This window comes from Enterobacter sp. C6, assembly GCF_008122455.1.
In the GTDB taxonomy this organism is placed as follows: Bacteria; Pseudomonadota; Gammaproteobacteria; order Enterobacterales; family Enterobacteriaceae; genus Enterobacter; species Enterobacter pseudoroggenkampii.
This window is the reverse complement of sequence record NZ_QPFW01000241.1, coordinates 39,564-53,827: the sequence shown is the minus strand read 5'-3', so window position 1 is coordinate 53,827 and position 14,264 is coordinate 39,564. Positions and strand designations below refer to the sequence as shown.

Annotated in this window: 13 protein-coding genes; 2 read left to right on the top strand and 11 right to left on the bottom strand. The window is 39.1% G+C overall.

Translation table 11 applies throughout. The features are described from left to right. Positions 1-29: 29 nt before the first annotated feature. Entirely contained in the window at positions 30-1,010 is a 981-nt protein-coding gene (gene wzzB / locus DOU50_RS18075; RefSeq protein ID WP_061714812.1) for an LPS O-antigen chain length determinant protein WzzB, read from the bottom strand. Positions 1,011-1,203: 193 nt separating this feature from the next. On the opposite strand from wzzB, the gene DOU50_RS18070 reads away from it, so the two are divergent. Both DOU50_RS18070 and DOU50_RS18065 read left to right on the top strand, forming a co-directional pair. Continuing rightward, on the top strand, positions 1,204-2,208 hold the full coding sequence (locus DOU50_RS18070; protein ID WP_090419638.1) for an NAD-dependent epimerase: 1,005 nt from the start codon (positions 1,204-1,206) through the stop codon (positions 2,206-2,208). 35 nt (positions 2,209-2,243) lie between these two features. Continuing rightward, on the top strand, positions 2,244-2,798 hold the full coding sequence (locus tag DOU50_RS18065; RefSeq protein WP_061714810.1) for a GNAT family N-acetyltransferase: 555 nt from the start codon (positions 2,244-2,246) through the stop codon (positions 2,796-2,798). A 78-nt stretch (positions 2,799-2,876) separates the two neighbouring features. Here the strand turns inward: DOU50_RS18065 and ugd are convergent, their stop codons facing one another. The 10 genes from ugd to DOU50_RS18015 form a co-directional block, all read right to left on the bottom strand. Beyond that, positions 2,877-4,043 carry a UDP-glucose 6-dehydrogenase gene (gene ugd, locus DOU50_RS18060; protein WP_061714809.1) on the bottom strand — a complete coding sequence of 389 codons (1,167 nt, stop codon included), beginning with the start codon at positions 4,041-4,043 and terminating at the stop codon, positions 2,877-2,879. 226 nt (positions 4,044-4,269) lie between these two features. Continuing rightward, entirely contained in the window at positions 4,270-5,676 is a 1,407-nt protein-coding gene (gene gndA / locus DOU50_RS18055) for an NADP-dependent phosphogluconate dehydrogenase (protein ID WP_024908082.1), read from the bottom strand. A gap of 109 nt (positions 5,677-5,785) precedes the next feature. Then, entirely contained in the window at positions 5,786-6,874 is a 1,089-nt protein-coding gene (locus tag DOU50_RS18050; RefSeq protein WP_061714808.1) for an acyltransferase family protein, read from the bottom strand. Positions 6,875-6,895: 21 nt separating this feature from the next. After that, positions 6,896-7,708 (bottom strand): glycosyltransferase, encoded by an 813-nt coding sequence (locus DOU50_RS18045; RefSeq protein ID WP_148769856.1) that lies wholly within the window; start codon positions 7,706-7,708, stop codon positions 6,896-6,898. Continuing rightward, entirely contained in the window at positions 7,705-8,784 is a 1,080-nt protein-coding gene (locus tag DOU50_RS18040; protein ID WP_194266157.1) for a glycosyltransferase family 4 protein, read from the bottom strand. Before DOU50_RS18040 ends, DOU50_RS18045 begins: the two co-directional genes overlap by 4 nt. An 8-nt stretch (positions 8,785-8,792) precedes the next feature. Beyond that, entirely contained in the window at positions 8,793-9,950 is a 1,158-nt protein-coding gene (locus tag DOU50_RS18035) for an EpsG family protein (RefSeq protein WP_073961499.1), read from the bottom strand. Further along, on the bottom strand, positions 9,950-10,819 hold the full coding sequence (locus tag DOU50_RS18030; RefSeq protein ID WP_073961498.1) for a glycosyltransferase: 870 nt from the start codon (positions 10,817-10,819) through the stop codon (positions 9,950-9,952). Before DOU50_RS18030 ends, DOU50_RS18035 begins: the two co-directional genes overlap by 1 nt. After that, a complete protein-coding gene (locus tag DOU50_RS18025; RefSeq protein WP_148769854.1) occupies positions 10,806-11,813 on the bottom strand; it encodes a glycosyltransferase family 2 protein in 1,008 nt (335 codons plus the stop codon). The genes DOU50_RS18030 and DOU50_RS18025 overlap by 14 nt, the downstream gene beginning before the upstream one ends. Further along, positions 11,810-13,090 carry an O-antigen translocase gene (locus tag DOU50_RS18020; protein WP_148769853.1) on the bottom strand — a complete coding sequence of 427 codons (1,281 nt, stop codon included), beginning with the start codon at positions 13,088-13,090 and terminating at the stop codon, positions 11,810-11,812. Before DOU50_RS18020 ends, DOU50_RS18025 begins: the two co-directional genes overlap by 4 nt. Next, a complete protein-coding gene (locus DOU50_RS18015; RefSeq protein ID WP_148769852.1) occupies positions 13,078-14,184 on the bottom strand; it encodes a DegT/DnrJ/EryC1/StrS family aminotransferase in 1,107 nt (368 codons plus the stop codon). Before DOU50_RS18015 ends, DOU50_RS18020 begins: the two co-directional genes overlap by 13 nt. Positions 14,185-14,264: the final 80 nt, after the last annotated feature.

Genomic DNA, 14,264 nt, shown 5'->3' with positions numbered 1-14,264 from the left:
TATATCCCCGGTTTTTTTTAATCTGCAAATCAGGCTTTTGGTTTGTAGTTGCGTAAGGCGTTACGGCCAAGCACGAAACCTGAACCGATAATACCACCCAGCAGCACGGCAAGAATCAGAACAACCGCTTTTTTCGGACTGTCACGATGTACTGGGAGTTCCGGCTTCATGACATACCGGTAAACGTGGATCGTGTCAGGGTTTACATTCAGATTCTGGATGTCCAACAGATTTCGCTTGGTCTGGTAATAGGCCGTTGGGAAGACCAGCGGACGAGAAGCCTCATTGTCAATCATCGATTTCAGCCCCTCGCTACCCAGCAGGAACAATGTTTCCTGAGTCACTTCTTGGGTTTGCTGGACCTGCGGCGAGGTTATTTTCGCTGCTTCAGCGTTCTTGAGTGCCTCAGCAATCTGTTTGATACGCAGATCTTTTTGCTCCTGAGCAACCTTCTCCTGGTTTTGCAGGGAGTCATTCAGGGTTTTTATCTGTTCCTTGATGTTGTCCTTAAGGTCAACGGCAAGTTCTTTCGCCGTTTGCTCATCGACCTGCTGGATATACTGCGCCAATTGCTTTTGTGCGGCTTCTGCGGATGTACTGGTATAGGAGACGCTTAATGGTAACGGCTGTCCTTTAACCGTGGGCTCAATGGTAAGTTTTTCAGGCACTGACTGATTTTCCAGCGCCTGCGACAACGCGGAGAATGAGGAGTTAAAACGACCAATAGCACGTGTTTGATTATCAAGCATTGAAGGTGCTGCGGTACCGTAGAGGATATTCAATGCATTAGAATAGCTGGCTATCTGAGCAGCATCAGGTTGTGCAATAATTGCACTTGACGTCCATTTTTCCTTTACAATAGATAAAAAACCAATAGCAAGGGCAATAAAAACAACAACAAAGACTGCTATCGTCCACTTTCCACGCCACAGTTGCAGTACTAAATCAAATAAATCAATTTGCTCAGGGTCATTGCTTCGGCTGACCTGGCTATTGTTGTTTTGTGTCATACAATCCCTAACAGATGAAAAAGGGCAAACATAATGTTGTTCGCATAGTTTATCTATTGCTGGCAATTTTTCTATAAGAATCCGATGAGTAATATCGGAAAGATCGGTTATGTAACTTACCTCCCTTCGCGGTATCATAGAGGCCATGTGATGCGCTATGGCATCTGTAAGAATATAGGCTATGAGGGAAGAGATGAAATTTCTGGTAACGGGTGCAGCTGGTTTTATCGGTGCAAATGTCAGTAAACGCCTCCTTGAGGCCGGTCATCAGGTTGTCGGTATTGATAACCTTAATGAATACTACGATGTCAACCTGAAGCTGGCACGCCTGGAACTGTTAAAATCTGAGAGTTTCACCTTTCACAAGCTGGACTTAGCTGACCGGGAAGGTATGGTCACGCTTTTCGCCAGTGAGAAGTTTGATCGTGTGATTCATCTTGCCGCGCAGGCTGGCGTACGCTACTCCCTTGAAAACCCACATGTGTATGCTGATGCCAACATTATTGGTCATCTCAACGTGCTGGAAGGCTGCCGCCATAACAACGTTCAGCATCTGCTTTATGCCTCATCCAGCTCCGTATATGGCCTCAACCGCAAGATGCCCTTCTCGACTGACGATTCCGTGGATCACCCGGTTTCGCTTTATGCCGCGACCAAAAAAGCCAATGAGCTGATGTCGCACACCTATTCGCATCTCTACAACCTGCCGACAACTGGGCTGCGCTTCTTTACCGTATACGGTCCGTGGGGACGCCCTGACATGGCACTGTTTAAGTTTACCAAGGCGATGATTGAAGGCAAAAGCATCGATGTCTATAACTACGGTAAGATGAAGCGCGACTTCACGTACATTGATGATATCGCTGAAGCCATTATTCGCCTTCAGGATGTTATTCCTCGGTCAGACCCAAACTGGACCGTTGAGGCCGGCTCACCTGCGACCAGCTCAGCGCCTTATCGGGTTTATAACATCGGCAACAGTTCACCAGTAGAGCTGATGGACTACATCACCGCTCTGGAAGAGGCCCTGGGTAAAAAAGCGGAAAAAAATATGATGCCACTCCAGGCCGGGGATGTTCTGGAAACCAGCGCCGATACCCAGCCACTTTATGACGCGATCGGATTTAAACCGCAAACCTCGGTTAAAGATGGGGTGAAGAACTTTGTAGACTGGTACAAACGTTTCTATAAAATTTGAATACATTCAATATGTCTACGCAAAAAGGAACTGCTATGTCTATTCCAGTAATTCACCAGACAGATCTTATCGTAGGTCGCTCTGTTAAACTTCGAAATGTAAAAATCGATGACGCAGCTTTCATTGTTGCGCTGAGAACGAATGAGAAAAAGGGTCGATTTATAAGCACGACCTCTGATGATACTAAGGCACAAGAAAAATGGATCGAAGGTTATCTGAAAAGTGAGGGTCAAGCCTACTTTATCATTACCGATCTCGAAGATATACCTTTTGGTACGGTAAGAATTTATGATCAGCAACAAGATTCTTTCTGCTGGGGATCATGGGTCATTCATGAGGATGCACCTTCACATTTCGCAATTGAGTCGGCGCTTTTAGTCTACTACTACGCGTTGAAATTAGGTTTTACCCGCGCCCACTTCGATGTCCGTAAAGGTAATCTTTCTGTCATTAGGTTCCACGAGCGTTTCGGTGCTGTTCGTCAAAAAGAAACAGAAGATGATATTCTTTTCACTATTTCGAAAGACAGTATTCAGGACTCAATGAATAAATTTAAGAAATACCTTCCTCAGCATATTTTAATTAAATAAAAGACATTTTCCTCAATTAACATCAAATATAAAAAAGGACAGACCATTACGGTCTGTCCTTTTAAAGAACATTTTTTATTAATCACTACCAAACAGATCGCGGGTATACACTTTATCCGCCACGTCAGCCAACTCTTCCGCCATGCGGTTTGAAATGATGACATCGGCTTCTTTCTTAAATGCGTCCAGATCGCGGATCACCCGTGAATTGAAGAACTGATCCTCCGGCATGGCTGGCTCATAGATAACAACCTCAACCCCTTTCGCCTTAATGCGCTTCATGATCCCCTGAATGGAAGAGGCGCGGAAGTTATCGGAGCCACTCTTCATGATCAGACGGTACACCCCGACGACTTTCGGTTGACGCGCAAGGATGGAATCGGAGATGAAATCTTTACGTGTACGGTTAGCATCAACAATCGCCGATATCAGGTTGTTTGGCACAGCCTGGTAGTTTGCCAGCAGTTGCTTGGTGTCTTTTGGCAGACAGTAGCCACCGTAGCCAAATGAAGGGTTGTTGTAGTGATTACCAATGCGCGGATCGAGACACACCCCTTCAATAATCTGACGGGTGTTCAGTCCAAGACTCTCTGCGTAACTGTCGAGCTCATTGAAATAAGCCACTCGCATTGCCAGATAGGTATTCGCGAAGAGCTTAATCGCCTCAGCTTCAGTGGAGTCGGTAAACAACACCTGAATATCTTTCTTAAGCGCCCCTTCCTGAAGCAGCGCGGCAAAGCGCTCAGCACGCTCAGAGCGTTCGCCAATAACAATACGCGAAGGATGCAGGTTATCGTAAAGTGCTCTCCCCTCGCGCAGGAACTCCGGCGAGAAGAAGATGTTATCAATCCCAAACTTCTCTTTGATGGATTTAGTGAAACCAACAGGAATCGTTGACTTAATGACCATCACCGCACGAGGGTTGATCGCGATAACGTCTTTGATCACCGCTTCGACGGTTGAGGTGTTGAAGTAGTTGGTTTTGGGATCGTAGTCAGTAGGCGTCGCAATGATGACGTAATCCGCATCGCGATATGCATCTTCTTTGTCAGTCGTGGCGCGGAAATTCAGCGGCTTATTGCTGAGATAGTCCTGGATTTCTTTATCGACAATCGGCGATTTTTTCTGATTGAGCATGTCCACTTTGGCCTGCACGATATCCAGTGCAACCACTTCGTGGTTTTGAGCAATCAGAATGCCGTTAGAGAGACCGACATACCCTGTTCCGGAAATTGTTATTTTCATTCGCTAATGACTTCTATGAGTTAATTGTACTGATGGTCACCTGACCATCGCGATAAACATAACTGTTGGGCTTTGTACCTCCTGGCAAACAGAACTGTCAAGGCAAACCAGGAGTAATCACTTCGAGTGGGATGAGATTCAGACTACTTCGAATATAAGGCAGCAGTTTTTGCATAAAAAAACCCGGAGACGAGCTCCGGGTTGCGATGACAGCGAGTGCGTTAACTCATTCCATCCACTCGGTATGGAATACGCCTTCTTTATCAGTGCGCTTGTAGGTATGCGCGCCAAAGTAGTCACGCTGGGCCTGAATCAGGTTAGCAGGCAGAACGGCCGCACGGTAGCTGTCGTAGTAGGCTACTGCAGCAGAGAAGGTTGGAACCGGAATACCGTTCTGAACAGCGTAGGCAACCACGTCACGCAGCGCCTGCTGGTATTCGTCCGCAATCTTCTTGAAGTACGGTGCCAGAAGCAGGTTGGCGATACCGGCATTTTCAGCATAGGCATCGGTGATTTTCTGCAGGAACTGGGCACGAATGATACAGCCCGCACGGAAGATCTTCGCAATCTCACCGTAATTCAGGTCCCAGTTGTTCTCGTCTGATGCCGCACGCAGCTGAGAGAAGCCCTGCGCGTAAGAAACGATTTTACCCAGGTAAAGTGCACGACGCACTTTTTCAACGAATTCTGCTTTATCGCCTGCTGGTTTAGCCTGTGGGCCAGACAGCACTTTAGACGCCGCGACGCGCTGCTCTTTCAGGGAAGAAATGTAACGCGCGAAGACAGATTCGGTGATCAGAGACAGCGGTTCGCCCAGATCCAGAGAGCTCTGGCTGGTCCATTTACCGGTACCTTTGTTCGCTGCTTCATCCAGAATCACATCAACCAGGTATTTACCCTCTTCATCTTTTTTCGTGAAGATATCTTTGGTGATGTCAATCAGGTAGCTGTTAAGCTCGCCTTTGTTCCACTCGGTAAAGGTTTCAGCCAGCTCTTCGTTAGAGAGGTTCAGACCGCCTTTCAGCAGGGAATAAGCTTCAGCGATCAGCTGCATGTCGCCGTATTCGATACCGTTGTGCACCATTTTCACATAGTGACCTGCACCGTCCGCACCGATATAGGTTACGCAAGGCTCACCATCTTCAGCCACGGCTGCGATTTTGGTCAGGATAGGTGCAACCAGTTCGTATGCGTCTTTCTGGCCGCCAGGCATGATGGATGGGCCTTTCAGCGCGCCCTCTTCACCACCGGAAACACCGGTACCGATGAAGTTGAAGCCTTCTGCGGACAGTTCACGGTTACGACGAATGGTGTCCTGGAAGAAGGTGTTACCGCCATCAATGATGATGTCACCTTTTTCGAGGTAAGGCTTCAGGGAGTCAATCGCTGCATCGGTACCTGCGCCCGCTTTCACCATTAACAGGATACGACGAGGCGTTTCCAGAGACTCAACGAACTCTTTCACCGTATAGAAAGGAACCAGTTTCTTGCCTGGATTCTCGGCAATCACTTCTTCGGTCTTATCACGGGAGCGGTTGAAAACGGAGACGGTATAACCACGGCTTTCGATGTTGAGCGCCAGGTTGCGCCCCATCACTGCCATACCGACAACGCCGATCTGTTGCTTGGACATTACATACTCCTGTCAGGTGTGAATAGTTGTAATTTCTAAATATGAGATATGGTGATTATACAGTTAAGATGTGAGTTTGGGAACAAAGTATAGCGATGACACTAAACCCTTATTTTTTGTATCTGAATTTTAACCATCGATTTCGCAGTGCTTTATTAACAGGAACCTCGAATAATTTAAATATAATAACAGATCCTAAAACAGACAAAATAAATGCAGTTAAAGCCGTCAACATTATAGCTAAGATATCATCAGCATGATTGTCATTTGTTATTTTAAAAATAACCCTTATGACAATTAAATGAATCATATAAAAAGAGAATGATGCCTCTCCTAAAAGAACAAAACAACGATGCGATAATAATTTAGAAATGACCCCGCCGTCATAAGAAAAAACAAACACCATAAATGCCATTGCGGGTATAAATAGCAAATCATAGCGTAAATTCATATCAGAAATAAAATTAGTAGAAAGATACAACGTCAACCCTAACAAAATAACTGATAATATCTCCATGAAACTAAACATACTTTCAGACAATACAGGCATTTTTGAAACATGCATGCGACATAAAAGCATACCAATAATGAATCCATTAATTCTAAAGAAAGGGTTTATGTAGAACAGCCAGTGATCAGATACTAGGTCTTGTGGGTGAATCAAGAAATAAAATTGAAGCACTAGTATCATTGCTAACAAAATTAGTAAAAAACGAGTTTTTAACACTACTAAAAACACAAAGCTACAATAAAAGAAAAGTTCGCAAGAAAGACTCCAACTCACTGGATTAAATGAAAAATAAACATCTTCCAATGGAATAAATGCATGCAGCAAAAAAAAGTTAAAAATAAGAGCAATGATGTGCAAAAAGTCAAAATTAGAGAAATGGCTAAAAACAAAAAAAGAAAACAACAATGTTAACCAATGGACAGGAAATATCCTAACGACTCTAAAGAAAATAAAATCCTTAGAATCAAAATACCCATCCGCTTTATGTTTCCTGAAGCTATACGATATTATAAAACCGGACAATATGTAAAAAAAAGTAACTCCAGCATAGCCAGAAAAAAAATATCTTGCGAAAGATTTTATTATTGGATTGTCAACTGAATTAAGAACGCCTAGATGATGCAGAAATACGCCAACTGCTGCAAAAAAACGTAGTGATGTTAAACTAAAGATATGTTTATTTAACATTAAAAAATAACCTATGAATTTTCATTGCTTCCGCATGACTGAATATATTTTTCTAAATAGGGTTATTGGCAACAATCTTGGAAGAGAGCGCAACAACAAGATGCACGAAGCGGATAAAAAATTTTGAAAACCAAGTTTATGTTTAAGTCTCGCCAGTATTAACTCGCTGTGGATATAAGACAAACCACGACGACGGTTTAACATAGCATTTCCAGTTCTTGCGTAGACTAATATATCAGCTATATTACCTACAGTTTTCCCTTTTGATAAAACTCTTAGCCATAAATTATAGTCCTCCATAAAATGGTGATGCATATAACCACCAACGCTCATAATTTCATCTTTTTTGAACATAACCGTCATATGATTAAAGGGGTTTTTTAAAACTGCATATTTCAAAATATCCACATGCGTTTCAGGTACTTTTCGAACGCCGGTAGAAATATTAATGTCGTTTTCAAATTCGCTGATTGCCCCTCCTAAAATACAAAGTTCAGGGGATTCACTAAACTTTCTTATCTGAAGCTCAAAGCGATTTGGCACACAAATATCATCGGTATCCATTCTCGCAATTAGAGGATGATTACAACTCTTCATTCCAATATTAAGCGCATTGCCTAAACCAACATTATTTGGTAGTGGAACAATATGTAGTGGTAAAATCTCCGCCCACTTATTTATGACGGAGTGTAATTGTTCGTTTATCGGCCCATCCAGCACTACAATAATTTCGTTAGCTTGATAGGTTTGATTAAAAAGACTTTCAAAGCATTGCTCCAAATTACCAGGGGTCTCTTTAGTATATAAGGACATTAGAACACTAAAATCGATCATTTCTTTATTAAATCCCTATAGCAAGCACGGTATTTTGATGCAACGACTGACATGTCATAATTTTGACTAACCATATTATATAAAGACGAAATCAATTCTTCATTGCAAGTATCCATGGAGTTAACTACTTTAACGAAATCTGAAACAGTACCATCAAAGAAACAGATATTGTCATTTTCCAGGAGTTCTCTATAAACTGGCAAATCACGACATATAATTGGAAGCTTAGCAATTATGGCTTCAAATAAACTTAGCCCAAAGGATTCACTTGAACTTGGCATTGCATAAATATCAAATGTCTTAAGATAAGGGAGTGGGTTTGCTCTAAACCCAGTAAATATGCAACGATCATAAACCTTCAAACTAATGGCTAGATCTATTAACTCTTTTTCCCTGGCACCACCGCCGACAAAAATAGCGGCATGATTCGGTAAAAAAGGTAGGGCATGGACGATGGTATCCAGATGCTTCCCTGATGTAATAATAGAAGTTGAACCAATAATTTTCAGATTTCGTTTTACTAAAGAGGCGGCGGCTTCAATATATTCATCTTCAAGAACTGAGCTTTCCTCAATTTTACTTTCAACTGCTAACACATCGATTCCACTGCTAACAATATAAACATCTCCATTTGAAAAAGAACTGTAATAATTTTTCGCTATCGATGTGAATACAAATTTATTAGGGATAAATGAGAGAACAAGCTTCCATAAAAAGACAGATATTCTTGCTTTCATTGGTTTATATCTTGAAAATATATCCTCTTTAAGAAAGTTATGCATTGTTGTTACAAATGCTGCTCTAATTCCAGAGCAGCGCAGCAATACAAGTAATAAATCAGGGAAAAAACCATGGCTGTGAACAATATCGAACCCACGAAATTTATTAATGGTACCTAAAGAAAAATCCACCCTATTTTTCTTTATCCCAACAAAATTGAGTTTGTTCTTTGTGTTTTCACGCAAATAAAATATTTCTACATAACAACCCTGTGCTGTAAGCAGCTTGCACAAAGCTTCCACTTGAATCCCAGGACCACTTTTTGCAAGGCTAGGTAATATCATTGCTATTTTCATAGGTATCATTACTTATCCGATATGAGCTCGCTTGTCACCAGAGCATTTTTGAAATAGGTTTCATATACTAATGAATCATAGTTGACATCATTTAATACAAACGGGATGAAATTAAATGTTAAGTTATCAAAGGAAATAGGAGCTATATCGTTTTTGAAATATGAAGCCATACTAAATAAGCTATAAAACAAAACCAACACAAACTTCAACACAACTTTCCTACCTATCTGAAAATATTTAAAGTAGTTATTAATCGCGACATCATAAAATAAAAATATAATAAAAAAAGTCGACATTCGTGACATGAAAGGTATAAAAATACCGACCAAGAAGACCAAGCCTCCAAAGAAAAGCTGTCTTTTTAAGAATACAACTGAATAATCTCCAGTATATTTTAGCTCTCCAATGTTTTTAAATTGATATAATAAGTAAATAATTGAGAAAATAAGAGAAGGCCCAACATGTAATGTTAAATCTGTGATTTCACGATAAACTTTAATCTTGAGAAAAATAACAGGCAGTAACTGCACACCTATATTCACCAGAGAGTCACTGGTCAGCAACAGCAAAAGAAAGGAGGCTATAGAGAGAGAAATAAATATAAAAGCTTTAGAATTCTTTATGCTCGCCAAAAGAAATGCACATCCGACAATAACTGCTGATGCATGAAATGCTATTGCAAGCAAAAGATAGAAATTAGACTTTTTTTTGTTTAAATTTAATCTAGTAGTTAATGCACATAGTGCTAATATTGCGGAAACAAACTGTCTTAACTGCTCTAAAATTAATGTATTACCAAAACAAATAATAAGCAATAGTAAAAAAAATGGTAAATTACAGTCTTTATTATCAAGGACAAACTTAGTAAGTATAGCAAATGACAACAGGAAAAACAGGAGCGTTGTGATGCCAAAGTTATAATGAGACAAGAATGACAAGCATGAATACAATAAATAAAATCCAGGCTCAAACCATGCAGTTCCTTCACGAGTGAAAAAGTTTACATAATAATTTACCCAATCTTCTCCATTAAGGTAAAAAGCGGTGTAAGCCACGCCCAATAAAAAAACCAAAGAATAAGCGACTATTCTTTTTAAAGAAGCCTTAAAGTTTGGCCAAAGTAATGACAAGAACAGAAGCGGCATACATTGCGATAAAATAAACATTATTTACATAACCTATTATATAAAGATATATACCATTGAAAAAGATCAATATATTTCAAGAACCTCAATCTTTTATTGGAATTAGCTATGATCTGAATTAAGTTATGAACATAAGGAGCTTTGTATCTTTTTCTTACTGAAACATTAAACTTTAATAAATCTTTTTTTAATAACTCGCTGATGCCCGAAGACGTTACCTGGTTTTGATGAATACGATACTTTACAGTTATTACTGAACAATATGAAATACATTCATTATTCGAAAATAATTTATACCAAAGAGGTAAATCTTCTAGCAAGTAATAACTTTCATCATACCCATGATACTTGTCAAATGTTTCTCTGGATATCATTACCCCTGGAGCAACATTTGAAAAACCAAGTAAGAAGAGCCAGTCTGAGTATTTAGAATTTTGTTCCGACTTATTCTTTATTAAATTCCATGTAAAGGAATATGGGAAAACTTCAGTTGAAACATTTTCTCCAAATGTTTCAAATCGGGAAAACACAATACCGGTATTACTTTTTCTTGAAGCCATTAGATCTTCAATTGCTGTAGCTTCTAACAGATCATCTGCACCTAAAAACTTAATCCAGCTACCAGATGAAGCCATCGCACCTCTATTACAATTAGCAGGTATCCCAGCTCGTAGTTCACTAGTGATCACTTTAAATTTAACTTGTGAATTATTTTTTTCATTCCATTGTTTACAACAATTGACAGTATTATCTGCCGAGTTATCATCAGAAACTATAATTTCAATGTTAGAATAAGTCTGTTTTAAACAACTATCTAGCGTTTCTTCAATAAAATCAGCAGAATTATATGTCACTATTACGATAGACACCATTTCTTCATGGTTTAACATTTCGAAATCCATATATAGCCTTAAGTACCATAAACTTGAAGAGAGACCAAGTTAGTAATTTTTTATTATGCTTAGTAATTTCTATTATATTTTTAAGCTTAACTTTCTGAATTAAACTGGAAACCGCCAGGTCCCATTCACTTTTATTATTTATTTTTTTTCGCCAGAGGGACCTTTTTATTGTTAAATTAGTAGCAACTCTGATCATATACAAATGAACGGCAGGAATTAACAAGCTTAATGATGGAGTATCGGTGATGATGTCTGCTAATCGTTGAGCTGTAAATGCCATTTTAAACAAATTTCTATTAACTCTTCTGGTTGTTGAAAGTGTGTTTTCTGCATAATAATACTTCCCTTCAGATAGAGTAATTTTTCGGGCATTTAACATAGCCATCCGAGCTATTAACTCATCATCATTGACATTATTAGCTAAACCTCCAGCAATATTTTTGATTGCATTATAGCCAGCCAGAATCGTCTCTTTCCGATATATACCAAACGCATGAATACCCCATAACGAAATTGTATTCTCGAATGCAGTATATCCAGAAATCGGCCAATTTTGAATTGTGTAGTTAAAACGTGTGGGCTCCTTTTGAGTAGAACACACATAATAATCAAATAAAGCCAGATCAATTTCTTTATTGTTCTCACATTCGGCCAATGCTTTTTTTATAGAAAATTGATCAAGTTTGTCATCGCAATCACAAAAAACAATAAAATTACTTTCGGAGTTATTAATCCCTACAAGGCGCGCCTCTGCAGCACCTCCATTTTTTTTGCTAATAACCCTGATATTTTTATTATTACGTATAAAAGAGTCATTAGAGATGATCTCAAATGTTTTATCAGTAGAACCATCATCAATGAGTACGAACTGTATTTGAGGGTCATATATTTCACACAGCATGTTTAGAAAAGCATTAATATTTCGCTCTTCATTATATACTGGTGTTATGACTGAACATTTATATGGATATTCTTGACTCATGCTATATCACTAACCTTTTGTAGCCTCTTAATATGAGCAATATATATAAGTATAGAAACTATTAAATAACCTAAATAGGTTATACAGTATGCAATGCTTACCCCAGTAAATGAGAAATACTTTGTTAACCCCCACGTTAATAAGGGAAATAAGATTGAAAATGTGATCTCCAGTATAGCATTAATCTTAAAATATCCCTTAGCTAATAACACTGTTGCAAATAACCAACTTGTTATTCTGAAAACATCACCCAAATTCTGAAATAAGAACAATTGTTTTGCTGCAATAAATTCCGAACTGAATAATATCTTCAATATATATTCTTTACCCCAAAATATACTCATAGCAAACATGCAGGCAAAGGGAATAACAATGAGACTGCCTGTTTTTAAAACAGAAATATGTTCTTTAACTGTCTTGGCGGCTGCTGTTTTGGGGAAATAATATACAGTTAGTGCGGTTGTCAGGACTGCCAGGTAAGCTTCAGATAACTTCGATACAGACTGCCAATAGCCAGCATATTCTGCTGAAAAATCTTTGGTTAAAATAGTCCTCACTAGAATGAGAGATACAGGGCCGGTCAGTGCGCCAATTATGCCCATGAAAAAATAATTTCTCATTTCAGATATATGAGACGAGGTGGTTTTACCAACCCAGAAATGATATTTGAACCAATCGCATTTCATGACTACAAATACAAGCCATAGGCCTGCAATTGCATTATTCAATGCCGCAGCAATCAATGCTCCCTTTAACCCAAAAAGATATACCAATAACATCATAGAGATGGCAGAAAAAACAACAGCACATCCATTAGCAACAAAAAACCTATAATGGTCTCCAAGACCATTGAGCACACCCAAGAATATATTATTTATAACATTTAGCGGTACAACAATCAAAGCAAGTATGACTATCCAATAATAAGTTTTCGTTGAAAATAAAAGCATTGATATATTACTTGATAGAATGCACCCCAGGCAAATGATAAACAGGCATGCTACTACAGAGAGCTTTAAGGCAGCTCTCCAGTAGTATTTTGCACTTTCATAATCATTTTTATTTTCTGCGGAATATCTGTTTATCCCCTGAGAAACCTGAGAGGATACAAAACCATTTATGAACGTCACCAGATTTTGTAATTGCCCTAATCCCGCAATCCCCACTGGACCTGTATATATTGCAACAACTTTTGATATCGCGAAACCGCATAATAGTCGCAGAAGTGTCAATATTCCGCTAAAAATAGTTACTTTTGCAAAATTCAAATTTGCCATCCATTTATTTTTTGAATGACAAAGTCGACCTCATCATCGGTCATAACTGGCGAAATTGGCAAAGAGAGTACGGAATTATGCAACATTTCTGAGACAGGTAAGGATAAATGTGAAATTTCTGAGTAAGCCTTTTGATGATGAGGAGGTATCGGGTAGTGTACAAGGGTTTGTATTCCCTGATCATTCAAATAGTTAACAAGACTATCCCTATTTACTGTTTTAATAACATATAAATGCCATACGTGTGAAACATCATTGTCAGGATGAACTGGAAGAGTAATATTTTTGTTAGTAATATTCTCTTGATATTTCTTAGCTATATCTCTTCTGCGTTTATTTTCATTATCTAAATTTGGTAATTTGACGCTTAAAAGCGCTGCCTGTAATTCATCCAGTCGACTATTTACCCCTTTATAGAGATTTTGATATTTTACATGTGAGCCATAATTACGAAGAGCTTTTAGTGTATCTGCTAAGCCATCATCATTCGTTGTGATCGCACCAGCATCACCCAGAGCACCTAAATTTTTCCCCGGGTAGAAACTAAACGCACCTGCATCCCCCCAACTGCCTGCCTTGATTTTAAACTGCTCAGCTCCTTGTGATTGCGCACAATCCTCAAGAACTAATATATTGTTTGCAGCAGCATATTCCTGTATTTCTTTCATCGGTGAAATCTGACCGTAAAGATGAACAGGAAGGATCACTTTTGTTTTTGTCGTAACAGATGCTTTTATATTTTCTAGAGATAAGTTAAAAGTATTTACATCAGGTTCTACAAGTATTGGAGTTAAATTATTTTCAGATATTGCAAGAATAGAAGCAATATATGTATTAGATGGTACGATAACCTCGTCACCTTCTTGCAATTTACCCATTTCTTTCCAGGCGCGTAAAACCAACACCAGGGCTTCTAAGCCGTTCGCTACACCAATACAGTGTTTAACACCACAGTAATTAGCAAATTCAGACTCAAACTTTTGGAGATGATTTCCCATTACATACCATCCCGAATCTAACACAGATTCGAATGCACTCATTAACTCCGCATGATAAACCTGATTTATTTTTTGAAGATCAAGAAATTTAATCATTTAATAACACACCCTATAATTTGTACTGTATATCAAAAAGTAAATTTTTTTAATGTTGGCTTTTCACTAACCCTAGTCGT

What these genes read in the sequence shown, in the direction of transcription:
- wzzB (WP_061714812.1), bottom strand. Translation starts at nt 1,010, where the DNA reads ATGACACAAAACAACAATAGCCAGGTCAGCCGAAGCAATGACCCTGAG.
- DOU50_RS18070 (WP_090419638.1), top strand. Translation starts at nt 1,204, where the DNA reads ATGAAATTTCTGGTAACGGGTGCAGCTGGTTTTATCGGTGCAAATGTC.
- DOU50_RS18065 (WP_061714810.1), top strand. Translation starts at nt 2,244, where the DNA reads ATGTCTATTCCAGTAATTCACCAGACAGATCTTATCGTAGGTCGCTCT.
- ugd (WP_061714809.1), bottom strand. Translation starts at nt 4,043, where the DNA reads ATGAAAATAACAATTTCCGGAACAGGGTATGTCGGTCTCTCTAACGGC.
- gndA (WP_024908082.1), bottom strand. Translation starts at nt 5,676, where the DNA reads ATGTCCAAGCAACAGATCGGCGTTGTCGGTATGGCAGTGATGGGGCGC.
- DOU50_RS18050 (WP_061714808.1), bottom strand. Translation starts at nt 6,874, where the DNA reads ATGTTAAATAAACATATCTTTAGTTTAACATCACTACGTTTTTTTGCA.
- DOU50_RS18045 (WP_148769856.1), bottom strand. Translation starts at nt 7,708, where the DNA reads ATGATCGATTTTAGTGTTCTAATGTCCTTATATACTAAAGAGACCCCT.
- DOU50_RS18040 (WP_194266157.1), bottom strand. Translation starts at nt 8,784, where the DNA reads ATGAAAATAGCAATGATATTACCTAGCCTTGCAAAAAGTGGTCCTGGG.
- DOU50_RS18035 (WP_073961499.1), bottom strand. Translation starts at nt 9,950, where the DNA reads ATGTTTATTTTATCGCAATGTATGCCGCTTCTGTTCTTGTCATTACTT.
- DOU50_RS18030 (WP_073961498.1), bottom strand. Translation starts at nt 10,819, where the DNA reads ATGTTAAACCATGAAGAAATGGTGTCTATCGTAATAGTGACATATAAT.
- DOU50_RS18025 (WP_148769854.1), bottom strand. Translation starts at nt 11,813, where the DNA reads ATGAGTCAAGAATATCCATATAAATGTTCAGTCATAACACCAGTATAT.
- DOU50_RS18020 (WP_148769853.1), bottom strand. Translation starts at nt 13,090, where the DNA reads ATGGCAAATTTGAATTTTGCAAAAGTAACTATTTTTAGCGGAATATTG.
- DOU50_RS18015 (WP_148769852.1), bottom strand. Translation starts at nt 14,184, where the DNA reads ATGATTAAATTTCTTGATCTTCAAAAAATAAATCAGGTTTATCATGCG.